This window comes from Tahibacter sp., from assembly GCF_032229445.1.
Lineage (GTDB): Bacteria > Pseudomonadota > Gammaproteobacteria > Xanthomonadales > Rhodanobacteraceae > Tahibacter.
Map to the genome: position 1 here is coordinate 15,625 of NZ_JAVTWC010000115.1, position 25,719 is coordinate 41,343.

At 64.3% G+C, this 25,719-nt stretch carries 23 protein-coding genes; 13 read left to right on the forward strand and 10 right to left on the reverse strand.

What is annotated here, in order from left to right:
• Window positions 1–4: 4 nt before the first annotated feature.
• Entirely contained in the window at window positions 5–1,885 is a 1,881-nt protein-coding gene (locus RUU78_RS21095) for an ATP-binding cassette domain-containing protein (protein WP_313919652.1), read from the reverse strand.
• 229 nt (window positions 1,886–2,114) lie between these two features.
• Between RUU78_RS21095 and RUU78_RS21100 the strand changes: the two genes are divergently transcribed.
• From RUU78_RS21100 to RUU78_RS21120, 5 genes are all read left to right on the forward strand, one after another.
• The gene (locus RUU78_RS21100; RefSeq protein WP_313919653.1) at window positions 2,115–2,867 is read left to right on the forward strand and encodes an FKBP-type peptidyl-prolyl cis-trans isomerase; all 753 of its coding nucleotides are present in this window, start codon (window positions 2,115–2,117) and stop codon (window positions 2,865–2,867) included.
• A 122-nt stretch (window positions 2,868–2,989) separates the two neighbouring features.
• Window positions 2,990–4,330, forward strand: a complete 1,341-nt coding sequence (locus RUU78_RS21105) for a UDP-glucose/GDP-mannose dehydrogenase family protein (protein ID WP_313919654.1) — start codon at window positions 2,990–2,992, stop codon at window positions 4,328–4,330.
• 31 nt (window positions 4,331–4,361) lie between these two features.
• Window positions 4,362–5,486 carry a GDP-mannose 4,6-dehydratase gene (gene gmd, locus RUU78_RS21110; RefSeq protein ID WP_313919655.1) on the forward strand — a complete coding sequence of 375 codons (1,125 nt, stop codon included), beginning with the start codon at window positions 4,362–4,364 and terminating at the stop codon, window positions 5,484–5,486.
• Window position 5,487: 1 nt separating this feature from the next.
• Window positions 5,488–5,709, forward strand: a complete 222-nt coding sequence (locus RUU78_RS21115) for a SlyX family protein (protein WP_313919656.1) — start codon at window positions 5,488–5,490, stop codon at window positions 5,707–5,709.
• Between the two features lie 39 nt (window positions 5,710–5,748).
• Window positions 5,749–6,369 (forward strand): DUF2058 family protein, encoded by a 621-nt coding sequence (locus tag RUU78_RS21120; protein ID WP_313919657.1) that lies wholly within the window; start codon window positions 5,749–5,751, stop codon window positions 6,367–6,369.
• Window positions 6,370–6,400: 31 nt separating this feature from the next.
• Here the strand turns inward: RUU78_RS21120 and phbB (RUU78_RS21125) are convergent, their stop codons facing one another.
• The 4 genes from phbB (RUU78_RS21125) to gluQRS form a co-directional block, all read right to left on the reverse strand.
• Window positions 6,401–7,147, reverse strand: coding sequence for an acetoacetyl-CoA reductase (gene phbB / locus RUU78_RS21125; RefSeq protein WP_313919658.1), 747 nt, complete (start codon window positions 7,145–7,147; stop codon window positions 6,401–6,403).
• Between the two features lie 103 nt (window positions 7,148–7,250).
• Window positions 7,251–7,757, reverse strand: coding sequence for a polyhydroxyalkanoate synthesis repressor PhaR (gene phaR, locus RUU78_RS21130; RefSeq protein ID WP_313919659.1), 507 nt, complete (start codon window positions 7,755–7,757; stop codon window positions 7,251–7,253).
• Window positions 7,758–7,888: 131 nt separating this feature from the next.
• A complete protein-coding gene (gene phbB / locus RUU78_RS21135) occupies window positions 7,889–8,629 on the reverse strand; it encodes an acetoacetyl-CoA reductase (protein WP_313919660.1) in 741 nt (246 codons plus the stop codon).
• A gap of 83 nt (window positions 8,630–8,712) precedes the next feature.
• Window positions 8,713–9,615, reverse strand: coding sequence for a tRNA glutamyl-Q(34) synthetase GluQRS (gene gluQRS / locus RUU78_RS21140; protein ID WP_313919661.1), 903 nt, complete (start codon window positions 9,613–9,615; stop codon window positions 8,713–8,715).
• Window positions 9,616–9,769: 154 nt separating this feature from the next.
• Here gluQRS and htpX point away from each other — a divergent pair, with 154 nt between their 5' ends.
• A complete protein-coding gene (gene htpX / locus RUU78_RS21145) occupies window positions 9,770–10,630 on the forward strand; it encodes a protease HtpX (protein ID WP_313919662.1) in 861 nt (286 codons plus the stop codon).
• 187 nt (window positions 10,631–10,817) lie between these two features.
• Here htpX and RUU78_RS21150 read toward each other — a convergent pair whose 3' ends face one another.
• Window positions 10,818–12,890 carry an EAL domain-containing protein gene (locus RUU78_RS21150; RefSeq protein ID WP_313919663.1) on the reverse strand — a complete coding sequence of 691 codons (2,073 nt, stop codon included), beginning with the start codon at window positions 12,888–12,890 and terminating at the stop codon, window positions 10,818–10,820.
• 183 nt (window positions 12,891–13,073) lie between these two features.
• Window positions 13,074–14,084, reverse strand: a complete 1,011-nt coding sequence (epmB, locus tag RUU78_RS21155) for an EF-P beta-lysylation protein EpmB (protein ID WP_313919664.1) — start codon at window positions 14,082–14,084, stop codon at window positions 13,074–13,076.
• An 83-nt stretch (window positions 14,085–14,167) separates the two neighbouring features.
• Here epmB and efp point away from each other — a divergent pair, with 83 nt between their 5' ends.
• The 7 genes from efp to RUU78_RS21190 all read left to right on the forward strand — a co-directional run bounded on the left by efp (window position 14,168) and on the right by RUU78_RS21190 (window position 23,057).
• Window positions 14,168–14,734 carry an elongation factor P gene (gene efp / locus RUU78_RS21160; protein WP_313919665.1) on the forward strand — a complete coding sequence of 189 codons (567 nt, stop codon included), beginning with the start codon at window positions 14,168–14,170 and terminating at the stop codon, window positions 14,732–14,734.
• A 123-nt stretch (window positions 14,735–14,857) separates the two neighbouring features.
• The gene (locus tag RUU78_RS21165) at window positions 14,858–16,186 is read left to right on the forward strand and encodes a TRZ/ATZ family hydrolase (RefSeq protein WP_313919666.1); all 1,329 of its coding nucleotides are present in this window, start codon (window positions 14,858–14,860) and stop codon (window positions 16,184–16,186) included.
• Between the two features lie 17 nt (window positions 16,187–16,203).
• Entirely contained in the window at window positions 16,204–16,929 is a 726-nt protein-coding gene (gene ubiG / locus RUU78_RS21170; RefSeq protein ID WP_313919667.1) for a bifunctional 2-polyprenyl-6-hydroxyphenol methylase/3-demethylubiquinol 3-O-methyltransferase UbiG, read from the forward strand.
• Window positions 16,926–17,600 carry a phosphoglycolate phosphatase gene (gene gph, locus RUU78_RS21175; RefSeq protein ID WP_313919668.1) on the forward strand — a complete coding sequence of 225 codons (675 nt, stop codon included), beginning with the start codon at window positions 16,926–16,928 and terminating at the stop codon, window positions 17,598–17,600. Before ubiG ends, gph begins: the two co-directional genes overlap by 4 nt.
• Window positions 17,597–18,424 carry a hypothetical protein gene (locus RUU78_RS21180; RefSeq protein ID WP_313919669.1) on the forward strand — a complete coding sequence of 276 codons (828 nt, stop codon included), beginning with the start codon at window positions 17,597–17,599 and terminating at the stop codon, window positions 18,422–18,424. Before gph ends, RUU78_RS21180 begins: the two co-directional genes overlap by 4 nt.
• 133 nt (window positions 18,425–18,557) lie before the next feature.
• Window positions 18,558–19,529 carry a GTP cyclohydrolase FolE2 gene (gene folE2 / locus RUU78_RS21185; RefSeq protein ID WP_313919670.1) on the forward strand — a complete coding sequence of 324 codons (972 nt, stop codon included), beginning with the start codon at window positions 18,558–18,560 and terminating at the stop codon, window positions 19,527–19,529.
• A 600-nt stretch (window positions 19,530–20,129) separates the two neighbouring features.
• The gene (locus RUU78_RS21190) at window positions 20,130–23,057 is read left to right on the forward strand and encodes a TonB-dependent receptor (RefSeq protein ID WP_313919671.1); all 2,928 of its coding nucleotides are present in this window, start codon (window positions 20,130–20,132) and stop codon (window positions 23,055–23,057) included.
• Window positions 23,058–23,208: 151 nt separating this feature from the next.
• On the opposite strand, the gene RUU78_RS21195 is transcribed toward RUU78_RS21190, so the two are convergent.
• The 3 genes from RUU78_RS21195 to yidD are packed head-to-tail and all read right to left on the reverse strand — an operon-like array spanning window position 23,209 to window position 25,624.
• Complete coding sequence (locus RUU78_RS21195) at window positions 23,209–24,033, reverse strand: M23 family metallopeptidase (RefSeq protein WP_313919672.1); 825 nt, start codon at window positions 24,031–24,033, stop codon at window positions 23,209–23,211.
• Window positions 24,030–25,364: a dihydroorotase gene (locus RUU78_RS21200; RefSeq protein WP_313919673.1), complete on the reverse strand. Its 1,335-nt coding sequence runs from the start codon at window positions 25,362–25,364 to the stop codon at window positions 24,030–24,032. Before RUU78_RS21200 ends, RUU78_RS21195 begins: the two co-directional genes overlap by 4 nt.
• Window positions 25,361–25,624 (reverse strand): membrane protein insertion efficiency factor YidD, encoded by a 264-nt coding sequence (gene yidD / locus RUU78_RS21205; protein ID WP_313919674.1) that lies wholly within the window; start codon window positions 25,622–25,624, stop codon window positions 25,361–25,363. Before yidD ends, RUU78_RS21200 begins: the two co-directional genes overlap by 4 nt.
• Between the last annotated feature and the right edge of the window lie 95 nt (window positions 25,625–25,719).

A 25,719-nucleotide genomic window follows, 5' to 3' on the forward strand; every position in this document is an offset into this window, starting at 1 on the left:
CCCATCAATCGACGCCAGCCTGTTCCAGCGTTTCCTGCGCCTGAATCCAGCTGTCCTCGATCCGGCCCAGTTCGCTGGCGACTTCACTGATCTCGCGCGTGAGCTGGGTCGCCTTGGACGGTGTTTCGTAGAGTGTCGGATCGAGCAGGTCCGCTTCCAGCGTGCGCTTGCGTTCGCTGAGTTCGGTCATGCGCTTTTCCAATTTCTGTATTTCCTTGCGCAGCGGCGCCTGGCGCAAGCGCTGATCGGCGCGTTCGCGCCGGTCCAGCTTTCGCGCGGGTGCCTCCGCGGCGACCGCAACCGGTGCCGCGGCGGCGGTCTGGCGCAGCACGATGCGGGCGTAGTCCTCAAGGTCGCCCTCGTAAGGCTGCACACGCCCTGCGCCAACGAGAAGCAGGGTTTCGCAGCATGTGCGTATCAACGCGCGATCGTGCGCGACCAGCACGACCGCGCCGTCGAAATCGTTGAGCGCTTCGGTGAGCGCCTCGCGCATGTCGAGGTCCAGATGATTGGTGGGTTCGTCGAGCAGCAGCAGGTTCGGACGCTGCCAGACGACGAGCGCCAGACACAGGCGCGCCTTCTCCCCGCCGGAGAACGGCGCCACGGGTTCCAGAGCGCGATCACCGACGAAACCAAAGCCGCCGAGAAAGTCGCGCGCGGCCTGTTCGCCTAGCTTGTCGTCGAGGCGCTTGAGATGTTCGATCGCGCTCGCCGCGGGGTCCAGCGTTTCCAACTGGTGCTGGGCGAAGTAGCCGATGCGCAGGCCCTTGGCTTCGAAGCGTTCGCCGCTGCGATTCTCAATGGCGCCCGAGAGGAGTTTGATCAGCGTCGATTTGCCTGCACCATTGGCGCCGAGCAGGGCAATGCGGTCACCCGGCACGAGCCCGAACTTGACGTTCTCGAGCACATTGCGATCGGCGTAGCCGGCCGAGGCATTGTCCAGGCGCGCCAGCGGGTAAGGCAGGGCTTCGGGTTTGCGGAATTCGAAACGGATCGACGAGGCCGCGCGGATCGGCGCGATCTCGACCATGCGCTCAAGCGCCTTGACCCGGCTTTGCGCCTGGCGCGCCTTGCTCGCCTTGGCCTTGAAGCGATCGACAAAGCTCTGCAGGTGTGCCCGCTCGCGCTGCTGGCGTTCGTACTGCAATTGCTGCTGGACGAGACGCTCGGCGCGCTTGCGCTCGAAGCCGGACAGGGTTCCGGCGAACAATTCGACTTTTTCGTCGGCGATCTCGAGCACATGACTGACCACATTGTCGATGAACTCGCGGTCGTGCGAGATCAGCAGCAGCGTGCCTTCGTAGCGCCGCAACCAGTCTTCCAGCCAGAACACGGCGTCCAGGTCGAGATGGTTGGTGGGTTCGTCCAGCAACAGCAGGTCCGAACGGCACATCAGCGCCTGGGCCAGGTTCAGGCGCATGCGCCAGCCGCCGGAGAATTCGGCGACGCTGCGGCCCTCTTCGCCCGGCTTGAAACCCAGGCCGTGCATCAATGCCGCGGCGCGCGCCGGGGCGGCGTAGCCGCCGATGACGTGCAGGCGTTCGTGCAACTGGGCCTGCGCGAGCGCGTCGTGGTCGGCTTCCGCCCGCGCCAGCGCCCGCTCGGTCTCGCGGTACTCGCGGTCGCCGTCGAGTACATAGTCGATGCCGCTCTGCGCCAGCGCTGGCGTTTCCTGGCGCACATGCGCCAGCACCCAGTCGCGCGGTCGCGAGAAGTCGCCGGAATCCGGCTGCAGTTCGCCGGCCACGAGGGCGAAGAGGCTGGTCTTTCCGGCGCCATTTCGCCCGGTTACGCCCACCCGCCAGCCGGCATGGAGCTGAACCGTTGCATCGGAGAAAAGCAGTTTGCTGCCGCGCCGCAGCGCGACGGAATCGAATCTGAGCATCCGGATAGTCTAGCAGTCGCACTTGTCCCTGGGATTTTTGGCGCCACTTGAACAAAGGTCGATTCGGCTTTTTACGCGTCACCGGCGAATGCTCGGGAACTTGGCTCCAGGGCCGCGGTCGCACCCCGCCGGACGTTTGCCTTCAACCCGCCGCGTCTCCACAATACGCAGCCCCGTAGCGCCTAAGCGGCCGTCGGGCCGCCATACCAAACCATTCCAGGAGCAATAGATGAGCAAGTTTCTGCAGAAGAGCCTGACGGCTGCCGCCATCGTCGCGGCGCTCGGCACCGCCGGTGGCGCGTTTGCCCAGGAGCTGAAGACGGAAAAGGACAAGGTCAGCTACATGGTCGGTATGGACGTGGGCAAGGGCCTGGCCTCTATCAAGGACGAAATCGACATGGCCGTGGTGATCCAGGCTCTGCAGGCTTCGGTCAAGGGCGAGAAGACCGCGCTCAGCCAGGAAGATGCCCTCAAGGTTCGTCAGGATTTCATGACCAAGCTCCAGGCCAAGCGCGCTGCCGAAGAGAAGGTCAAGGCTGAAACCAACAAGAAGGCCGGCGACGAATTCCTCGCCAAGAACAAGAGCAAGAAAGGCGTCACCACGACCGCGTCGGGCCTGCAGTACGAAGTCGTCAAGGCCGGCACGGGTCCTAAGCCCAAGGATACCGACACCGTGCAGGTCCATTACACCGGCACGCTGCTCGACGGCACCAAGTTCGACAGCTCGGTCGACCGCGGCGAGCCGGCCACGTTCCCGCTCAAGGGCGTGATCCCGGGTTGGACCGAAGGTCTGCAGCTGATGCCGGTCGGCTCGAAGTACAAGTTCTTCATCCCGTCCAGCCTGGCCTACGGTGAAAACGGCCCGGGTCCGATCGGCCCGAACGCAATGCTGACCTTCGATGTCGAGCTCATCAAGATCGTGCCGCCGGAAGCCGCCAAGCCGGCGGAAGCCGCGCAGCCGGCCGAACCGGCCAAGAAGTAAACAGCGCTACAGCGCGTGCGTGACCAGGGCGCGGCGAGTCGATCGCCGCGCCCTTTTTTGTTGCAGGCCCGGTAGGCCCGGGCTGCTAGAATTCCGCCCCTTTCCCGAGGATTTCGCTGCGCATGAACGTCACCGTTTTCGGTACCGGTTACGTCGGCCTGGTCACGGGCACCTGCCTGGCGGAGATGGGCAACAGCGTGGTCTGCGTCGATGTCGATGTGGCCAAGATAGAACGCCTCAAGCAAGGTCAGATTCCGATTTACGAACCTGGCCTCGAAGAACTCGTGCTGTCGAATTTCGCGGCGGGCCGGCTCGCGTTCACCACTGATTCCGCGCCGGCGATCGCGCATGGCGAAGTGATCTTCATCGCGGTCGGTACGCCACCCGGAGAAGATGGCAGCGCTGATCTGAGCCATGTGCTTGCGGTCGCACGCACAATCGGCACGCACCTCGGCGCCGGCAGCGTCATCGTCAACAAATCAACGGTGCCGGTTGGAACGGCCGACCGGGTGCGCGACTGTATCGACGAAGTGTTGGGCGAGCGTGGCGTCTCGATCGGCTTCGATGTGGTTTCCAACCCCGAATTCCTCAAGGAAGGCGATGCGGTCAACGACTGCATGCGTCCCGATCGCATCGTCATCGGCAGCGACAGTACCGCGGCGATTGCGCTGCTGCGTCGTCTGTATGCGCCGTTCAATCGCAACCATGACCGAATCGTCCTGATGGACGTACGCTCGGCTGAGCTGACCAAGTACGCGGCGAACGCGATGCTCGCGACCAAGATCAGCTTCATGAACGAGATGGCCAATATCGCTGAGCGAGTCGGCGCCGACATCGAACTCGTGCGCCACGGCATTGGCTCGGACCCACGCATTGGCTATCACTTTATCTATCCCGGCATGGGGTACGGTGGCTCCTGTTTTCCGAAGGATGTGCAGGCGCTGGAGCGCATTGCGCGTGCGCATGGCTACGATGCGCGGCTGCTGCAGTCAGTCGAAGCCGTCAACGACGCGCAGAAGAACCGGTTGTTCGAACTTATCCACGCCTACTTCGATGGCGACTTGCGCGGCCGCACGATCGCGGTTTGGGGGCTCGCATTCAAACCCAATACCGACGACATGCGTGAGGCGCCCAGCCGTCGCCTTCTCGAGCAGCTCTGGCAGGCGGGTGCGCAGGTACGTGCGCATGACCCCGAGGCGCGTGACGAAGCCCGGCGCCTGTTCGGCGAACGCGCCGACCTGGTGCTCTGCGATCAGGCGTTGCAGGCGCTCGACGGTGCCGATGCGCTGGCCGTGGTGACCGAATGGAAGGCGTTCCGCAGCCCTGACTTCCGCATGCTTGCGACGCGGCTGAAGCATGCGGCGGTCTTCGACGGGCGCAATATCTACGATCCCGCGGCAGTCGAAGCCGCCGGCCTGGCCTACTACGGCATAGGGCGCGGGCGCAGTGTCGCGAAGATCTGAGCACCCAGCAGCGGACCACGGAGGGCGGGGCGTGTCCAAACGAGCGTTGATCACGGGTATCACCGGACAGGACGGCGCGTACCTCGCCGAGCTGCTGCTTGGCAAAGGCTACGAAGTGCACGGCATCAAGCGCCGCACGTCGTCGTTCAACTCCGAGCGTATCGATCATCTTTATCACGAGCTCGACGAAGCGGTACCAAAGGTGCATCTGCACTATGGCGATCTGACCGATTCGCTCAGCCTGTTGCGTGTGATGCAGCTGGTTCAGCCCGACGAGATCTACAACCTCGGTGCGCAAAGCCACGTGGCTGTGTCGTTCGAGGAGCCCGAATTCACCGCGAACGCCGATGCGCTGGGCACTTTGCGCCTGCTCGAGGCCGTGCGCATACTTGGGTTGACGGCGCGTACGCGCTTCTATCAGGCATCGACCTCGGAGCTGTTCGGTCAGGTGCAGGCGTCGCCGCAGACAGAATCCACGCCATTTCACCCGCGCTCGCCCTATGGTGTGGCAAAGCTCTACGCGCACTGGATCACGCAGAACTACCGCGAGGCCCATGGGCTTTTCGCCTGCAGCGGCATTCTGTTCAATCACGAATCACCGTTGCGCGGCGAAACCTTTGTCACGCGCAAGATCACGCGAGGCTTGGCGCGCTGCGCCTACGGCCTGCAGCAGTGTGTCTATCTCGGCAATATGGATGCCCGCCGCGACTGGGGACATGCGCGCGACTACGTACAGGCGCAGTGGCTGATGTTGCAGCAGGCGCAGCCGCGCGACTACGTTATCGCGACCGGCCAGCAGCACACCGTGCGCGAGTTTGTCGAGCTGGCTGCGCGCGCGATGCAGCTGGAGCTGGAGTTCGAGGGCAGCGGCGTGAAGGAGACCGCGCGCGTCGTTCGCTCTGATCTGGCCGGCAGCCGACTGCGTGTCGGCGACACCATCGTACGCATCCATCCGCGCTATTTCCGGCCGGCCGAAGTCGATACGCTGGTCGGTGACGCTTCATTGGCCCGGCGTGAACTGGGGTGGCAGCCGCTCACCGATTTTGCTGCGCTCGTCGCCGAAATGGCCGAAGCTGACCGGCGTCTGGCCGAACGCGAGACCCAGGGGCTGGTAGGATCGCGCCATGGCCGTCACCTGATCGAGAAGTTGAGCTGACATGCCCGTTGCCGCTACGCTGGAAGAACGCCTGACCGAGCTGGAAGTGCGCTTCGCCTTCCTTGAGGACACGGTTGCCGTGCTCAATACCACCGTCGCCACGCATGACCGTGTCATCGGCGACATGCGCGACGAGTTCCGCCGCCTGCGCAATGAGCTCGGCGTCGTGCGTTCGAGTCTGAACCACGATCCGGCGAGCGAGCCGCCGCCGCCGCATTACTGAATCCCGTTCCGTTCCCGAAATCGCACGCGAAGATCGACCATGGCAGATTCCCTGCGCGACCAGTTATTGAAAAGTGGACTGGTTCAGAAGTTAAAGGCCGAAACCAGACCGGAGCCGGTTCGTACCTCGTCCGGCAAGCCCGCGAACCGCCCAGGCGAAAAGCCGGCGGCGGCGCGTCCCGGGGGCGGCAAGCCTACGCACGGCAAGCCACCCGCAGCGCGCGGCAGCCCGGCGAACACGTCCAGGCCGTCCTCCGGCGGAGAGCCGGATCTCGCGCAGGCCTACGCCCTGCGCGCACGCAGCGAGCGCGAAGAACGTGAACGCGTCCAGCGCGAGGCCGAGCAGAAGGCTCGCGAAAAGCGCGAGCGCAAGGAACAGGTCGCACGCCTGCTCAACGGCAAGGCATTGAACGTGGCTGATGCGGAACACGCGCGCCATTTCGAACACGGCGGCAAGATCCGTCGCGTCTACTGCACGCAGGAGCAGTTGGTCGCCGTCAATCGCGGGGAGATTGCGGTGGTGCAGCAGAATGGCCGCTACCTGCTGGTTCTCGCTGACATCGCGCAGCAGGTGAAGGCCGCGTCGGCCGAGGCCCTGGTGCTGCTCGTGGATCCGAACGCGCCGGTCGAGGACGACGTGCCGGCGGACCTGATCTGGTAGTTCGCGGCATCGCCAAGCCGGCTCGCCGTGCTCAGAAGTCCATGAAATAGCCGCCATTGACCGGGATATTGGCGCCGGTGATGAAGCCTGAGTCGGCGGCCGCGAGGAAAGCGACCACGCGGGCGATTTCCGAGGGTTTGCCGAGCCGGCCCACGGGCACGTCGGCGATGATCTGCTCGCGGACTTCCGACGCGATCTGCATCACCATGGCCGTCTCGCAGTAGCCTGGGGAAACACTGTTGACGGTTACGCCCTTGCGCGCGACTTCGCGCGCCAGCGCCATCGTGAAGCCGTGCATGCCGGCTTTGGCTGCCGCGTAGTTGGTCTGGCCGAACTGGCCGGTCTGGCCGTTGACCGAGGAAATGTTCACGATGCGGCCGTAGCCGCGCGCGCACATGCCTTCGATCGCGTTGCGGCAGAGATTGAACACGCCGTCCAGGTTGACCGTGAGCACGCTGTGCCATTGGTCCTGACTCATCTTGCGTAGCGTGGTATCGCGCGTGATACCTGCTGCGTTGACCAGCACGTCCAGGCTGCCGAGTTCCGCTTCGATACGGCGTATCAGGACCGAACAGGCATCGAAGTCGCTGATGTCGAGTGCTTCGAAGCGGATATGGTCGGCGAGGTCGTCGACTTCCTCGCGAAAGGCGGCGATGCGCTCGGTGCGCGCGCCGAGATCGGCGGCGATGACGTGGTGGCCGGACAGGGCGAGATGGCGGCAGATCTCGGTACCGAGCCCGCCAATGCCGCCGCTCACGAATGCGATACGCCGATTCATGCGTTTCCCCCAGGATTGCTGCATGCGCGCTGCTATTGCGCCGCAGCAGGCGGCGTCAGCGCTTATCGTCCAGGCCGGCGCGGCAGATTGCCGCACGGGCAGGTCAGGACTTGTCCTTGTCCTTGTTGCTGCCACCGCTCGCAGGGCCAGTGCCGGTCTTCAGGGTGCTCGACGCGGCATTGATGAAACCCTGCTGCATCGATTTCCACATGTCCATGTTGCGCTCGGTGAGATCGTTGAGCATGGACCAGGGCGTCTGCCCCATCATGGTGTTGAGCTGGCTGCGGAATTGCTGCTGCTGGTCGAGAAACACCTGCAGACTGCGCTCCAGGTAGCCGCCCATGAAGCCCTGAAGCGAATCGCCGTAGAAGCGGATCACCTGCGACAGAAGCTGCGTCGTGAACATCGGCTGCCCACGTTCTTCGTGCTCGGCGATGATCTGCAGCAGCACGGAGCGGGTCAGCTCTTCGCCGGACTTGGCGTCGCGCACCTCGAATTCCTCGCCGTCGACCACGAGCTGGCGAACTTCCTCCAGCGTGATATAGCTCGAAATCTCGGTGTCGTAGAGCCGGCGATTCGGGTACTTCTTGATGATTCGGACTTGTGCCATGCAGCGAAGCTAGCACGGCCTGCGGCGATGCACCAGCCGGTTTGCTGCGCAGCATTACCTTTGACCTATGCGCCCGGCGCAGCCTCGAAACGGCTGCCGGCGCGGTGCCGGAACACCGCGCCGGCGGATCCTCACCAGCCCATGTAGTGGCCGCCGTTGATCGACAGGTTCGCGCCCGTCACCCAGGCGGCCTCGTCGGGGATGAAGAAGCCGACCGCGTAGGCAATTTCGTCCGGATTGCCGAGGCGGCCGACCGGAATCTGCGCGGCGATCTTCGCGCGCACTTCCTCGGGTACGGCCATGACCATTTCGGTTGCGACATAGCCCGGCGACACCGTATTCACGGTGATGCCGAACTTCGCATTTTCCTGCGCCAGCGAAATCGTGAAACCGTGCATGCCGGCCTTGGACGCGGCGTAGTTCGCCTGACCGTACTGGCCCTTCTGTCCGTTGATGGAGCTGATCTGGATGATGCGGCCCCATCTGCGATCACGCATGCCGTCGATGACCGGCCGCGTGACGTTGAAGCAGGAATTGAGGTTGGTATTGATGACCTCCTGCCATTGCAGGGCGGTCATCTTGTGGAAGGTGCTGTCGCGCGTGATGCCGGCATTGTTGACAAGGATGTCGACCGGCCCGAGCTGATCGACGACTTCGCGGATCATCGACTCGGCCGTGGCGGGATCGGCAACGTCGCCGGCCGCCAGGGCGACATCGACGCCGCTGCGCTTCATCGATTCCTGCCATGCGATGGCGCGTTCCTTGTCGCGATAGTTTGTCGCGACCTTGTGTCCCATCGCCGCCAGCTTGCGCACGATCGCTGTGCCGATACCGCCCGTTCCACCTGTCACCAAAGCTACGCGTGAGGTCATGCTCCACTCCCAGTTTGTCGTTGTGATCCGTCGCAACGCGAACGTGCCGCGTGACGCGGACTTCGCAGGATTCTACACAAGGGTCACGACAAGCCATGATGCATCCGCACAATCGATGATGTGCGCGGAATCGCTTCGACCTCGAAAGCGTGCAGTGCGCCGATCAGCAGCGCGTCGACGCTACGCAGGCCGGCCAGACGCTCACGTGCCACGCCGAGAAACGCGAGCCCGGCGCGCAGTGCTGGCCGCGGGTCGCTTGCGTCGACGGGCAGGGCGCTGTCTTGTTTGCTGAGCTTGCGACCATTGGCATCCAGGGCCAGCGGCAGGTGCAGATAGGCTGGCGTCGGCAGGCCGAGCCATTGTTGCAGCAGAATCTGGCGCGGCGTGGAATCGAGCAGGTCCGCACCGCGCACGACCTCGCTGATGCCTTGCGCTGCATCATCGACGACCACGGCCAGCTGATAGGCGAAATAGCCTTCGACGCGGCGGACCACGAAGTCTCCGACGCAGTCCATCAGGGACTGTTCGTAGCGGCCAAGTACCCGATCGTCGAACCCGACGATACGATCCGGTACGCGCAGGCGCCAGGCTGGTGCCCGCTGGGGATCCGGGGCGGCGACGCAGGGACTGCGGTGCAGTCCATTGCTGCGCTGCAGATCGGCGCGGCTGCACCAGCAGGCAAAGGCCTGCCCGGCGGCGAGAAGCCGTTCCAACGCGGCGGCGTAGGCGTCGTGGCGCGTGTGTTGCCAGAGGATGGCCTCGTCCGACGTCAGACCGAAGGCCGCCAGCGTCTCGATCTGCTGCCGCGCCGCACCGGCGATCTCGCGCGGGGGATCAAGGTCTTCGATACGTACGATCCAACAGCCGTTCTGGCTGCGCGCGCGCAGCCAGCTGCCGAGCGCCGCAACGAGGGAACCGAAATGCAGCGCGCCGGTGGGCGATGGTGCGAAGCGGCCGCGATAGGGAAGGGTGGTAACTGAATTCATGAGTTCGCGACGCGCGCAGCGCTAGCGTCCCCTTGTGCGATCCGGTGGAGGGCTGCCGTTGCCTGCCACCCAGGCCGCATGCTTGAACTCGCTCGATTCGGACCTAGCTAGAACTGCAGCCGGATTTTTCCGTCCGCCACTGGAATTTGTCGCCATGCGCATCGTGCTTTTCCTGGCCACCAACCTGGCCATCCTGTTTCTGCTGACCATCGTCATCAAGCTGTTTGGCCTCGACGCCGCCAGTTCGCGCAGCCTGACGTCGCTGCTGATCATGGCCGCGGTCATCGGCATGGGCGGCTCGTTCATCTCGCTGGCGTTGTCCAAATGGATGGCCAAGCGCGCGACCGGCGCACAGGTCATCGTCCAGCCGCAGACCGAAGTGGAGCAATGGCTGTATAGCACGGTCAAGCGTCAGGCCGAGGCGGCCGGTATCGGCATGCCGGAAGTCGCTATCTACAACGGCCCCGAGATGAACGCGTTCGCGACTGGCATGAGCCGCGACAAGGCGTTGGTCGCGGTCAGCATGGGCTTGCTGCAGAACATGGAGCGGCGCCAGGTCGAAGCCGTGCTGGCGCATGAAATCAGCCATGTCGCCAATGGCGACATGGTCACGATGGGTCTGATCCAGGGCGTGCTGAACACCTTCGTGATCTTCCTGGCCCGCATTGTCGGTTCGCTCGTCGACTCGTTCCTGCGTGGCGGACGTGAAGGTGGCGCGGGTGGCGGCGTCGGTTATTTCGTGACCGTGATGGTCGCGCAGCTCGTGCTCGGCGTATTCGCGTCGTTGATCGTCATGTGGTTCTCGCGCTGGCGCGAATTCCGCGCCGATGCGGGGGCGGCGGGCCTGGAAGGCAAGGGCGCGATGATCTCGGCGCTGCAGCGCCTCTCCGCTGGGCACGGGGAAACGTCGTTGCCCAAGGAGGTCGCCGCTTTCGGCATCGCAGGTCCGTTCGGCAAGCTGTTTGCGAGCCATCCGCCCATCGAGGAGCGCATTGCTGCGCTGCAGGCTGGCTGAGAAGCAAGAGACGAGCTGAGAGAAGTGAGAAACGAGTGCGGGCGATGCTCAGCGTCGCGCCGCCTCAGAAACCAAGAGCGGCCCGATCGGGCCGCTTTTCGGTGGAGCGATGGAAGCACCTGCGAATCCACTCGAAGCGCGGAAAGCGGCACTTACTCGTTTCTCGCTCCTCCCCACTCCCGACTTCTCACGGCAGGTCGTATGCCATCACCTTTTCGGGTTCCTGCAGGAAATTACCCTGCACGAAGTTGACACCGCAGCTGAACAGGATCGACATGCTGGCGGCGTCCTCGACGAACTCGGCGACCGTGAGCTTGCCCGCGTGGTGGGCCTGGTCGCACAGCTCGCGGAGCTTGTCCTGGTTTTCCTTGTGCTTGGGCAGCTCGGCCATGAAGCTGCGATCGAGCTTGAGGTAGTCCGCGTCGATGTGCTTGAGCAACTGCATCGAATTCAGCCCGGAGCCGAACTGTTCCAGCGCAAAACCGCAGTGGATCTGCTTGAGCCCCGCGACGAAGGTGCGTGCAGGCTTGAGGTTCGTGACGACCTTGCTTTCCGGCATCTCGAACACGAGCGCGTCACCGCGCAAGCGCGCGTTCTTGAGCTGCTGCGCGATCCATGGCAGCAGCGTCTGGTCTTCCAGCGACTGCGGCGTGAGCTTGATGAAGTAGGTCGTCTTGATGCCGGTCTTCTCGCGTTCGACCAGCGCCTTGATCGCGTGCGCGATGACCCAGCGGTCGATCTGCGGCATCATGCCGTGCTGCTCGGCGATGGGCAGGAAGAAGTTCGGCGTGATCTCGCCCTTCGGTCCCTGCATGCGTAGCAGGATCTCGAAGAAATCGCCGTCGGCGCCATGCAGACTGATAATGGGCTGATTGAACAGCACGAAGCCGTTGTTGGTCAGCGCGTCCTGCACAAGCTTCAGCCAGTGACGCTGCTTTTCCTCGACGGCCTTGTCTTGCGCCGCCGGATCGAACACGTTGACGCGATTGCCGCCATCGGTCTGTGCTGTGCGCAGCGTCGCATTGGCGTTGCCGAGGATGGCCTGGGCATTGGCGTTCTTTTCGCCGATGAGGCAGCCACCGATACTCATGGTCACGTTGATCGATTGCTTGCCGACTTCGAAGATCCGCTCGTTGAACGCCTTGAGCAGAATGTCGGTCACCTTCTTGGAATTCTCCTGATCGCGTCCGACCAGCAGCACCGCGAACGTATGGTCGGCGAAGCGAGCGGCCACGTCGGCGTCCGCCAGGTGCCGGCGCATGAGGTTGGCCAGATCACCGAGCAGCAAGTCCGCATTGCCGATGCCGATGGTGTCGAGCACCTTCTTGAAGTTGTCCGGCTCCAGCAGCAGCAGGCAGCGGTCGTTCTTGCCGGTCGCCGCCGCGGCGATGGTGCGATCGAGCTCGACCAGCAGATGCTGGCGGTTGAACAGGTCGGTGACGAGGTCTTTCGAGCGCAGCGCGTCGAGTTCCTTCTCCAGCTCTGGATTATTGGTCTGCTGGCGGAAGATGATCTGCTGGCAGGGCTCGCCCTCGTAGGTAGCCTCTGCGAACTCCATGACGGAATCGAAGCTCGAGCCGTCGGCGCGCTGCGCCTTGAGATTCAGCTTCTGCGGCGGTTTCTCGCCTTTCGACAGCTTCTTCAGCAGCGACTTGAAGTCGTCGGCGTCCTCGGGCGCGATCATGTCGAGGATCGACATGCTCTCGATGTCCTCGAATTCGTCGAAGCCGAAGGTTTCCAGATAGGCCTTGTTTGCGCGGACGTGCATGCCTTCGTGTACGTAGGCGATGGGATCGCGCGAGGAGTCCAGCAGGGAGTCGCAGCGTCGCTCGATTTCGCGCAAGGCCGACTCCAGGCGACGCACGCTGCGACGCATGAGCAGGCTCTCGAATTCGCGCTTGACCACCATCTGCGTGTGGTCCGGTCGCCCGCGCAGGGCGATGGCGCGAGCGCCGGTGCGGAAGGCGCTGACGATCAGGTCCTCGCCAGGGCTCTGGGCGCTGCCGACGATGGCGATGTCCTTGCCGCCGCGGTTGGCCGCGTCGGTCACCTGATCCAGTCGCAGCGATTTGGCGGCGAGATTCACGAGAATCAGGTCCGGCGTGTGCTGGACGATACTGTCTTCGAGTTCCGCTTCGTTGGTGGCGCGGGTCGGGCGGACGGCGATGCCGCCATTGCGCAATACGCTGATCTGTTGCTCGGCGTCTTCGACCGAATCTTCAATCAGCAGCAACTTGATGACGCTGTCCTGTTTACTCATGTCCACTCGAAAGGCGGGCGAGTGCGGAACGGGCCGGCCGCAACGGCACCCGGGTCCAGTCCGCAACTGGCGGGTTCAATCCTGATAGTGTTCAAGCAAGAAGGTGCGAGCAACCGCTTGTCATTGTTTTTACCGGATTCGTCCGATTATTTCCACACTGATTCCGACGCCTTGCGCTGTCCGTCACAGCGGCGACTTGGATTTCTCGCCGGCGATCTCCCGCACCAGTCGCGGTACCAGGTATCCCGGCAGACGCTGGCGCAGCTCATCGATCAGGGCCAGCGCGTGGGCGTCGTCGACCTCGAAGTGGGCCGCACCGACGACGCGGTCGAGCTGATGCAGGTAGTAGGGCAGCACACCGGCTGCGAACAGTCGTTCCGACAGTTCCGCCAGCACCGCGGTGTCGTCGTTGACACCGCGCAGCAGAACCGCCTGATTCAGCAGGGTGCAGCCGCTACGCGCCAACGCGGCGCAGGCGGCGTCGACGGACGAATCGAATTCGTTGGCGTGGTTGGCGTGCAGCACGACGACCTTTTGCAACGGCAGAGCCGACAACCATGCAGCGAGTCCGTCGTCGACCCGCTCCGGCAGCACGACTGGCAGCCGAGTGTGGATGCGCAGACGTTTCACATGCGGGATGTCGCGCAGCGCCATGCCGAGCTCATCCAGCTTGGCGTTGGACAGGGACAGCGGGTCGCCACCTGACAGGATGACTTCGCCCAGGCTGGCATCGGCGGCAATGGCACCGAGCGCCTCGCGCCAGTGATTCGCCGCGGCGGTTTGCTCTGCATAGGGAAAATGGCGGCGGAAACAATAGCGGCAATTGACGGCACAGGAGCCAGTTGCGATCAGAAGGGCGCGTCCTGCGTATTTCTGCAGCACTCCGTGGGCCGAGCGCGCTGCGAGGTCGCCGACCGCATCCATCGCATAACCGGGCTGAGACAGGAGTTCGGCCGCCTGGGGCAGCACCTGCAGCAAAAGAGGGTCCCTCGCGTCGCCGGGGCGCATGCGGGCGACGAAGCCATGCGGCACCCGCAGGGCAAAACCGGTATCCGTGTCAGGAAGCAAACGTTCTGCCTGGTCGCGCAGGCCGACCAGGCGTAGCAGCTCCAGCGGGTCGGTAACGGCGTCGCGCCACAGTTGCTGCCAGCTGCGCGTGGAAGGCTGCGCACGTTGGCGGTTAGCGGTTATCATCGCGGGCTAATTTCCGGCTTAACGGCCAAACGCCCATTGTAGCCGCAGATCGGCGGCGATTCCCCCCTGTTTAGGAGCGACCCATGGCCAGCTATGGCATGAATGACGTCAAGAACGGCATGAAGATCATCGTCAACAACGAGCCGTGCGTCATTACCGACACCGAGTACGTCAAGCCGGGCAAGGGCCAGGCCTTCACCCGAGTGCGCTACCGGTTCATCAAGTCGGGCCGGGTGGTGGAACTGACGATGAAGGCGACCGATGCGCTGGAACCGGCCGACGTCATGGACACGGACATGGAATACCTCTACTCCGACGGCGAGTTCTGGCATTTCATGCATCCGGAAACCCATGAGCAGGTCGGTGCCGAAGCTGGTGCCATGGCTGACGCCTCGAAATGGCTCAAGGGCAACGAAGTCTGCGTGGTCACCCTGTGGAACGGTGCGCCGCTGATCGTCTCGGCGCCCAATTTCGTCGAACTGGAAATCACCGAGACCGATCCGGGCGTGCGTGGCGATACCTCGGGCGGCGGCGGCAAGCCGGCCAAGCTCGAAACCGGCGCCGTCGTGCGTGTGCCGCTGTTCGTTGCCCAGGGCGAGAAGATCCGCGTCGATACGCGCACCGGCGAATACGTCTCTCGCGTGAAGTAGACCGGTCGCCCCACAGCGGTCGCGAAACCCAGGGAAATCCGCTGCAGGGAAACCCGGCCTGTCGGGTTTCCCTCCTCGTATCCGCCCCCATCATGGGCCGATGCCCAGAGGCAGGAGCAAGGCGTGAGTACGATCGAGCAGACCAGGGTCGACCTTCTGATTGAAGCGCGCTGGGTGGTTCCGGTGGAACCGCACGGGATCGTGCTGGATGACCATGCGGTGGTGGTCGATGCCGGCCGAATTCGCGAACTGCTGCCCATCCCCGAGGCGCGCCGAAAGTACAGCGCGCGCGAGACGCGGGTTCTCGACGAGCATGTGCTGATCCCCGGCCTGATCAACGCCCACACCCATAACCCGATGACCCTGATGCGCGGCATCGCGGACGACCTGCCGCTGATGACCTGGCTCACCGAGCACATCTGGCCGGCCGAGGCACGAGCGATGAGCGCGGAGTTCGTGCACGATGGCGTCGAGCTGGCCATCGCCGAAATGTTGCGTGGCGGTACGACCTGCTGCAACGAGAACTATTTCTTACCTGACGCGCAGGCAGCGACTTACCGGCGTTATGGTTTTCGCGCGCTGGTCGGTCTGCCGGTGATCGAGTTTCCGAGCGCCTGGGCGCGTACGCGCGACGAGTATTTCGACAAGGCCTTGGCCGTGCACGACGAATTCCGCGGCGACGACCTGATCGGCACTGCGTTCGCGCCGCATGCGCCGTATACGGTCAGCAATGAGAGCTTCGAGCGCGTCCGCATGCTGTCGGACCAGCTCGACATTCCCGTGCATGTACATGTCCACGAGACGGCGCAGGAGGTCGATGACTCGCGGCGCGATCACGGTGTGCGGCCGCTGGCGCGACTGCAGGGGCTGGGCATCGTCAACGACCACCTGATTGCCGTGCACATGACCCAGCTCGACGAGGCCGAAATCCGCCTGTGCGCGGACGCGGGCGTTTCGGTCGTTCACTGTCCGGAGTCCAACCTCAAGCTGGCCAGCGGCTTCTGCCCGACCGAGGCGCTGCGCCGCGCCGGAGTCAATATCGCGCTCGGCACCGACGGCTGCGCCAGCAATAATGATCTGGACATGTTCGGCGAAATGCGCACCGCGGCGTTGCTCGCCAAGGGCGTTTCAGGCGATGCCAGCGCGTTCGACGCGCCTTTTGCGCTGCGCGCGGCGACGCTGAATTCGGCCCGGGCGCTGGGCTGGGGCGACCGCGTCGGGTCGATCGAGCCGGGCAAGGCAGCCGACCTTGCTGCGGTGCGCCTCGATGCGCTGGAAACGCAGCCGGTGTTCAATGTCGTCTCGCAGCTGATCTACGCCTGCGGCCGTCACCAGGTCAGCGATGTCTGGATCGCCGGCGCGCCGAAGCTGATCGGCGGTACGCTCGTCGACCTGGACGTGGCGGCCCTGCGGGCCAAGGCGCGCGAATGGCGGCAGCGCCTCGCCGGTTGAGTGGTGCTCTACCGGATTTGCGAGAAATTCCAATGAATACAAGTACTGAAAACGTCGATCGCAGCGAAACCGCCAAATTCGACCGGCTTGCCAACCGGTGGTGGGACCCCGACGGCGAATCCCGTCCGCTGCACGATCTCAACCCTGTGCGCCTGGCCTATGTGGCCAGCCGTGTCGGTCTGCGTGGCGCCCGGGTGCTCGATGTGGGCTGCGGTGGTGGCCTGCTCAGCGAAGCGCTGGCCGCCGCAGGCGCTGAGGTCACTGCGATCGATCTCGCCCCCGGCGTGCTCGACGTGGCAAGGCTCCATCTATATGAGTCGAATCTCAGGGTGGACTACCGCGAGATCAGTGCCGAAGCGCTGGCCGCCCAGCAGCCTGGCAGTTTCGATGCGATCACCTGCATGGAAATGCTCGAACATGTACCCGATCCGGGTAGCGTGATCGAGGCTTGCTCGCGCCTGCTCAAGCCGGGGGGGCGTTGGTTCGCGTCCACCCTGAACCGCACACCGCAGGCTTTTGCACTCGGCATCGTCGGCGCCGAGTATCTGCTGCGCCTGCTGCCGCGTGGCACGCATCACTACCGGCAGTTCATCAAGCCGAGCGAAATGGCGGCCGCGCTGCGCGCGGCGGACCTCACGCTCGAAGACCTGCGCGGCCTCGAATACAACCCGCTGACGCGCCGCGCGCGTCTGGTGTCCTCGGTCGCGGTCAACTATCTGGTCTGTGCGGCCAAGCCCGCATGAGGCTGCTCGACCGCGATCTCGATGCGGTGCTGTTCGACCTGGACGGTACCCTCGTCGATTCGGCGCCGGATCTGGTCGCCGCGATGCAGCGCCTGTGCCGAGAGCTGGATCAGGCCGCACCTGACGCGGTGGCTGTGCGGTCGGTCGTGTCCAAGGGCGGGCGCGCCATGCTGCGGCGCGGGCTGCCGGATCTGGACGAACAGCGTTACGACGAGTTGCTGCCGCGATTTCTCGATATCTACGCGACCGACATTGCCGCCTTGTCGCGACCGTTCGACGGCGTGGATGATCTGATCGCCGCGATTGAAGCGCGCGGCGCGCGTTGGGGCGTCGTGACGAACAAGCCAGGCTGGCTGGCGCGCCCGCTCATGGAGCGCCTCGGCTGGTCGCGACGCTGCGCTGCCCTGGTCAGCGGCGACTGCCTCAGCGTCAGGAAGCCCGATCCGGCGCCGGTGCTGCGCGCCTGTGAACTCGCCGGCGTCGCGCCCGCGCGGTGCGCGTATGTCGGCGACGACTTGCGCGACATCGAAGCCGGTCGTGCGGCGGGCCTGTATACGGTGGCGGCGGCCTGGGGTTATCTCGACGGCGAGGATCCTGAGGCCTGGGCGGCCGACTGGGTCGCCGGCTCGGCGCGCTCGCTGCAGCGCGTGCTCGCCCTGCAGGCCGCATGAGCGGGCTGCCCGCAGATGTTGCGAGCTTCATCGCCAAGCTCGAGCAGGCCTATCCGGAACTGCGCGTCGCAGGTCCGCTGCTCGCACGGCAGGCCCCGGCACTGCTCGCGTTCGAAGCCATCGCGCACGAACTGCTGCAGGCCGCGCTGCATCTGCCCGATGCCACGGCGGCTGTAGGCAAGCTGCACTGGTGGAGCGAGGAGCTGCAGCGTTACGGTGCCGGCGAAGCGCGCCATCCGCTGACGCGTCATCTCGGCACTGGACCAGCGGCCGCGGTGAACGCCGACGCGCTAGCGCCGCTGCTGGCGTTGGCGGTACGGCGCCACGACGCGCCGCCGCCGACAGATCTTGCGGCCCAGCTGGCCGCCTGCGAACCGGCGTTCCTCGGCGTGGAGCGCCTGCGGGCGAGCCTGCTCGGTTCGCCATCGGCGGCGATTTCGCCCCAGGCTAGCCTTGGCGCGCTGACCTATCTGCTGCGCCAGCTGGCGCGTCTTCCGCTCGCTGGCAATGACGATACGTCCGCCATCCCCATGCAACTGCTGGCGCGTCATCAGATGGATCGCGCGGCGCTGACCCTGCCTGGCTCCGATCGCGACGCCGTCGTACGTGAACAATTGGCCGCGATCGGCACCGCGCTTGCTGCGCTCGGCGAATCACTGCGCGCCAGCGCTGGCTGGCTCGCACGCCTGCGCTGGCGTTGTGAACACTGGCGTGTGCGGCCGCCACCGCCGGGGGACCCGTTTTCCGTGCTGTGGTCGCGACTGGATCGGGCACCCTGGAACACGGCCTGGCTGGCCTGGCGCGAGCTGCGCCGCGGCGACTGATTCGTGCCTGCTAAGCTATTGAGCGCCGATGGTTCGACCCCACGTGAGCCGCTTACGCCCCAGCTATTCCCCGGCGGCGCGATCTGTTTGCCCAGCGCTTGCCTCGCTGGCTGCGAGTGTCAAAGGATTTCCGATGCGTACCACTGAGAATACCGTCCGTTCCCTGCCCGATATCGCCAAGGAAGCCCAGCCCCATGTGGCCGGCGCGCTGGATTGGGTCGGCATGGGGGAGATCCAGGTGCCCGTCAGTATCAGCAATGCCGATGGCCGCACCGTGCAGTCCGGAGCGCGTGTGACCGCGTTTGTGAATCTGGCCCAGCCTGATGCGCGCGGAATACATATGTCGAGGCTTTACCTGCATGTCGACAAGTCGCTGTCGAATGAGCCCCTGACGCCGTGCTCCCTGCGTCGCCTCCTCAAGGATTTCCTCGACTCGCATGCAGAGCTTTCCGATCGTGCGCTGATCCGCATTGCGTTCGATCATCTGGTGCGCCGTCCGGCCCTGGTCAGCGACAACAGCGGCTGGAAGTCGTACCCGATCGTGCTCACGGCGTTGATGGAGCGCGGACAATTCAGCCTCGAGCTGGCGTATGAGGTGATCTATTCGAGCACTTGCCCGTGTTCCGCCGCGCTCGCGCGTCAGCTCATCCAGGAACGTTTCGGCGAGGATTTCGCACGTGGACGCCCGCTGGACTACGACCAGGTGATGGCCTGGCTGGGCAGCGAGCAAGGTATCTGCGCCACGCCGCACAGCCAGCGCAGCTCGGCCGAAATCCGCGTCAAGCTCGTGCAGGGCTTCGAGCTGCCCATCATCGAACTGATCGACCGCGTCGAGAATGCGCTGCAGACGCCGGTGCAGACGGCGGTCAAGCGCGTGGACGAGCAGGCCTTCGCACGGCTCAACGGCGAGAACCTGATGTTCTGCGAGGACGCCGCGCGCCGGGTGCAGCATGCGCTGGCCGCGGACGAACGCATCGTCGACTTCTGGGTGCGCGCCTCGCACTACGAAAGCCTGCACCCGCACAACGCCGTCGCCGTCGCGACGAAGGGCGTTACCGGCGGCTACTGCGGCGGAATGGATCCGTTCGCGCCGCTCCGACGCTGATCGCGCGCGGCGTGGGCTGCGCAAAACCTGGCAGAAACAAGCACAGCGCCGGCAAAGTTGCCGGCGCTGCGCGTTTGCGTTGCCGACAGTGCGCGATCCGTTCTCTGTGTGTCGCGCGAAGTCTGCCTGCAGGCCAAGCAACGCTGCACAGCGTCACTTACCGGTAAAACACGCTTTCCCCGCATGCTTGCTGCAAAGCCGCATTGCAAAACCTGTGAACGTCGAGTAGAAAGCGAGACGTCTGCGTTTGGCTTTTGCAACATGCCGCGCGGACAACGTCACAAGGGGACTGTGACGGAATTGGGGAAATACCGACGGTACTATCGAAAGTCCATTTTGCTGCAGCGCATCAGCGTCGTTGCAGTGGTGGTGCTTGTGCGTGCTGTTGCGGCCAAAACGCATCTCGCGCAAACTACGTCGGCCTTCGTACAATTCCGATTTGCGGATACTCGTTGGACGGGGGATTTTTGTTTTCTAGCTACGCCACGATCCGTACCACTCGTCTGGAACGGCGCATCCCGGCGCCGTGCTGTTGGGTGAATTGGGGACCGGTTGGATTTGATCCGCCGTAGAGCACACCTCTCGAGTAGGAGTATATAAATGTCACGTCGCCACAATGTATTGTCCTGGGCGGTTCGTCACGCCCTGATCGCCGGCGGTGCCGGAATCGTCGGTCTTGCTCCCGTGCTGGCATTCGCCCAGGCGCCGGCAGCGGGCGAGGAAGCCGCCCAGCTCGAACGCATCGAAGTCACCGGTTCGCGCATCCGCAAGGTCGACCTCGAAACCGCCCAGCCCGTTCTCGTCATCGACCGTGCCGAGATCGAACGCCAGGGTTTCCAGTCGGTTTCCGACATCCTGCAGAACGTTTCCGCGACCGGCTCGCCGGCGATCAGCCGCGCGCAGCCACTCTCGGCGGGTGAATCGCCGGGCGGTTCGTTCATCAGCCTGCGCAACCTCGGTGCGGCGCGCACTCTGATTCTCGTCAACGGCAAGCGCCTGGGCATCAACACCAACGGCCTGCAGGACGTGACCACGATCCCGACGGCGATCATCCAGTCGATCGAAGTGCTGAAGGACGGTGCCTCGTCGATCTACGGCTCCGATGCGATCGGCGGTGTCGTCAATTTCATCACGCGCACCAATTACGAAGGCATGGAAGCCAACGCCTATTGGGGTCAGTTTGGCGAAGGTGACGGCGACATCGTGCGCTACGACGCGACGCTGGGCTACAAGGGCGACAAAGGATCGGTGGTCGTCACCGCCGAATACAGCGACGAGAAGGTGGTCAACGGCGCCGACCGCGAGTTCTCGGCCTATCCGCGCGGCCAGTACCATCCGTTCCTGGGCTGGACTACGGTCAGCCAGTGGGGTGTGCTGGTGCGTACCGCCGCCAACGGCGGCAACCTGACCCTGGATCGGGGCGGCAACCCGTACGACATCACGAACTATCATCCGACCAACGCTTCCGCGCCGAACGGAGACGTGAGCAATACCAACCTGCAGACTGACCTGCGTACGCCGCTTACGACGAAGAACATTTTCGTCGACGGCACATACCAGTTCACCGATACGCTGCGTTTCCGCGGCAATGTGCTGTACAGCGATCGCGACGCCGTGCGCCAGGTTGCCGGCTATCCGTTCCAGAGCGCGTCGTTCGCCGGGACGACGATGTCGCGCGATAGCTACTACAACCCGTTGGGCAGTTTCCACGGCGCCGCAACGCCGGTAGCCGTCAGCTACCAGCGCCGTACCTGGGAAATCCCGCGTGTCACTGAGAGCAGCCTGCAGACCTTCCGCTCTACGCTGGGCCTCGAGGGTTCATTCGATCTGGCTGATCGCACTTTCGACTGGGACGTGAGCTATCTGTACACCCAGAACAAGCTGCTGCAGTCGACCTACGGCAACCTCAACACCATACGCGTCGCCCAGTCGGTCGGCCCGTCCTTCCTCAATGCCCAGGGTCGCGTGCAGTGCGGTACTGCTGCCGCACCGATCCCGTTCGCGAATTGCGTTCCGTGGAACCCGTTCCTGCCGTTCGGGCGCGTGGGCGACGGCGGACTGACCAACAATCAGGAACTGACCAACTACCTGTTCCAGGAAGAGCACGCGACCGGCATGACCGAAACCAAGGTCTACTCGGCCAACCTGACCGGCCCGATCGTCACGTTGCCGGCCGGCGACCTGTCGTTCGCCGTAGGCGCGGAACACCGTGCCGAGTCTGGCGAGTTCGTGCCCGACCCGCTGTCGCAGACGGCTGCCTCGACCAATCTTGCCGGCGGTCCGACCAACGGCGGCTACAAGGTTGACGAGCTCTACGCCGAAATCTTCGTGCCGATCCTGCGCGACGTCGCGTTCGCAAAGGATCTGAGCCTCAGCGTCGCTTCGCGCCGTTCCGACTACGACACCTTCGGCAGCACGACCAACAACAAGTTCGGCTTCACCTGGAAACCCATCGACCAACTGCTGTTCCGTGGCACGCGCGCAGACGGCTTCCGCGCACCGACCATTGCCGACCTGTACGGCGGCGGTTCGCAGACCTTCAGCTTCTATACCGATCCCTGCGACACGTTGTACGGCGCCTCGCGCAACAATCCGACCGTGCGTGCCCGTTGTGCGGCGGATATCGCAAACGCCGACACCTTCCGCCAGCTGCAGCAGGGTTTCGTGCCCACGACGACAGCGAACGCACAGACGCCGGTCGCCTTCACCTCGGGTGCCAACCCGCTGCTGCTGCCAGAAGAGTCGCGATCCAGCACCTTGGGCGTGGTGTGGAGCCCGCCATTCTCCGAAGGTCTCAACATGAGCCTGGACTGGTGGAAGATCCGCGTCGACGAAACCATCGTTGCGGATAGCCCCACACAGAAGCTCAATGATTGTTACGTCGACGGCAATGCGTCGCGCTGCGTCGGCTTCACGCGTGACCCGACTCTCGGCTATGTCAACACGCTCGCTTTCGGCACTCGAAACGCGGGCTACGTGGAAACCGAAGGATTCGACTTCGACCTGTCTTATCGCCTGGCGACGGACTGGGGCAATTTCACCGCGAACTGGCAGAACACGTACGTCAGCAACCTCGAGTTCAAGTCGACTAACGATCCAGCCGCGAAGCCGAACCTCACCAACTCGTTCGCTGGCACGGCCGGCATCAACTTCCGCCTGCGTTCCAACCTTTCAGTGGGCTGGGATCTGGGCGATTTTGGCGCAAGCTGGAACACGCGATATTTCTCCAGCTCGAAGGAAACCTGTCTGAGCTCGGTGACGTTCCCGGAAGAATGCAGCAATCCGGGCTACATCGCGGCCAACCCGGCAAACAGCCGCGCAATCAACCGGGTCGGCGCGAACACCTTCCACGACCTCCAGGTGCGCTGGAAGGCGCCGTGGAAGGCGACGATCGCGCTTGGTGCGAACAATGTGTTTGATCATCAGGCCGGACTGAACTATTCGAACCCCAGCTCGTCGAGCGCCCCGTATTACGGTGGCTTCGATATCGGCCGGTTCTACTACGTTCGCTACCACCAGACGTTCTGATCGGGACTCGGCTGGTGTGCAACCGGAGGCCCCGCAGCGATGCGGGGCCTTCTCTTTGGGCGTGTTGGTGGGCGTGCCGTCGTGGACAGGTGAGTATCGTTGGCGACCCGATTCCAGCCCGCGTTGTCGGGCCGAGCCCGGGTTGGAATGGCTAGCGCCCCGGCAACAGTGCCGGGTCGAGCCGCACGTCGAACCAGTTGAAGCCCCAGTGCACATGCGGCCCGCTGGCACGTCCGGTGGCGCCGGCCGCGGCGAAGACCTCGCCCTGTTTCACGCGGTCACCGACATTCACGTCGACGCGGCTCAGGTGCAGGAAAGAACTGGTCAGACCGCGACCGTGGTCGATCAGCACGGTGCCGCCGGTCAGTACGAGGTTGGTCGCGACGAACGATACGACGCCGTTGGCAGGCGCCTTGACCGGCGTGCCGGTCGGCACCGCAATATCGAGACCGTAGTGCGGTGATTTCGGCACGCCGTTGTCGATGCGCTGACTACCGTAGACGCCGCTGATGCGACCCTGGGCCGGGCGCACGAAGCCTGAGAGGTAGTCGTTGCGGTCGTCGTCGCGCTTGCGCGCGGCGGCCACACGGGCCTGTTCCTCGGCGATGCGCTTGGCGAGTTCGGGGTCCGGCGTGACCGTATGCTGGGGCAGGCCGTCGACGCGCTCGATCCTGTAGTCACGTTGGACGACGGCGATGCGATGCTGCTCGGTCTTGCCGTTCGTGCGCCGGATAGTGATCGTCAACTCTGGCGGGGCGTCGCGTTCGATGCCGAATACGAAATGGCCGTCGGCACCAACGCGCACTTCGCGTTCACCGAGATGGACGATGCTGCCGGGTGCGGTCGTCGCGGCGATCAGCTGGCCCTGCTGAGCATCGTGGGGCAGCGGTGTGGATGCGGCGGCGGCTGATGTACCGCCGATCAGCAACAGGCAGAGCAGGGCGGTGGCGCATGTACAGGTGCTGCGCTCGCTCATCGATCGAATTCCAGACGCATGCCGCGCACCTGCTCGTTGACGCGTTCTCCGTCCCACGCCTGTTCGCCGTTGACCCAGGTCGAAATGATGCTGGAGCGGAAGGTATGGCCTTCGAACGGCGACCAGCCGCAGCGCGACAGCACTTCTTCGCGTCTGACCGTGTGCGGCTTGCGCGGGTCGACCAATACCAGGTCGGCGAAATAGCCTTCGCGCAGGTAGCCGCGACCTTTTACCTGGAACAGCTCGGCCGGCGCGTGGGTCACGCTCTCGACGATGCGCTCCAGCGGAATCGCGCCGTCGAAGACCTGTTCGAGCGCGCATTGCAGCGCGAACTGCACCAGCGGCAGCCCCGACGGCGCCTGTTCGTAGGGCAGGGCCTTTTCCTCAATGGTGTGCGGTGCATGGTCGGTGGCCAGCACGTCGATGCGGCCATCGCGCAGCGCGGCCACGATGGCCTGGCGATCGCTCTCGCTCTTGATCGCCGGGTTGCATTTGATCTGGTTGCCGAGCGTCACGTAGTCGCTTTCCGCAAACTGCAGGAAATGTACGCAGGTTTCGGCGGTGATGCGCTTGCCGCGCAGCGGCCCCGGGCTGAACAGCGCGAGTTCATCGGCTGTCGTGATGTGCAGGATGTGCAAGCGCGTGCCATGGCGGCGAGCCAGCTCCACTGCGAGGCGCGAGGACTTCAGGCAGGCCTCGCGGGAACGGATGTACGGGTGCCGTTCGATGGGTATCGCATTGCCGTAGCGCTCGCGCTCGCGCGCGAGATTCGCGTCGATCGTAGGCGTGTCCTCGCAGTGGGTCACAACGATGGTCGGCGCTTCGCGGAAGATCGCATCCAGCGTGTCGGGGTTGTCTACCAGCATGTTGCCGGTCGAGGCGCCCATGAAGATCTTGATGCCGCAGGCGGAACGCGGATCCAGCGAGCGGATCACGTCGAGGTTGTCGTTGGTCGCGCCGAGATAAAAGGCATGATTGGCCAGGGACTTCGCCGCGGCGCGCGCGTACTTGTCCTCAAGTGCATCCAGCGTCGTCGTGGTCGGCTTGGAATTCGGCATCTCCATGTAGCTGGTGATGCCGCCGGCGACGGCCGCGCGCGACTCTGTTGCGAAATCAGCTTTGTGTTCCAGTCCCGGTTCGCGGAAATGGACCTGGTCGTCGATCATACCGGGCAGCAACCACAGGCCAGTCGCGTCGACTACCGATTCGTCGGTGCGCGCAAGGAGGCCGTCGGCAATCGTCTCGATCCGACCGTTGCGGAGGCGCACGTCGGCCATGCGGCGGGTCCCTTCGTTGACCAGCTCGGCATTACGGATCAACCAGTTCTTCATGGTCCATTTCCTTCGGATTTGTCCGACGTCTGGCGCCGGAAGGTGAACTGAATCGGCACGTAGTCGAAGCCGCCGGGGCTGAGTGGATTGCAGCGCAGCAGACGCCAGGACGCCAGAAGACTGCCGCGCAGGGCGCCATGGCGCGCGACAGCAATGCGCGCATAGTGCGAGCAACTGGGATGATAGCGACAGCGTGAGCCGAACATGGGGCTCAGCAAACGCTTGTACAGGCCAAGCAAATAGAGTATTAGCCGGGACACGGAGGCGAGAGCCGCAGGACTTGGCGATGCGCGCGAGCGCAGTTTTCCGGCGGTTGCCGGTGCTGGGGACTTAGGCTATAACACGCCGCCGCCTA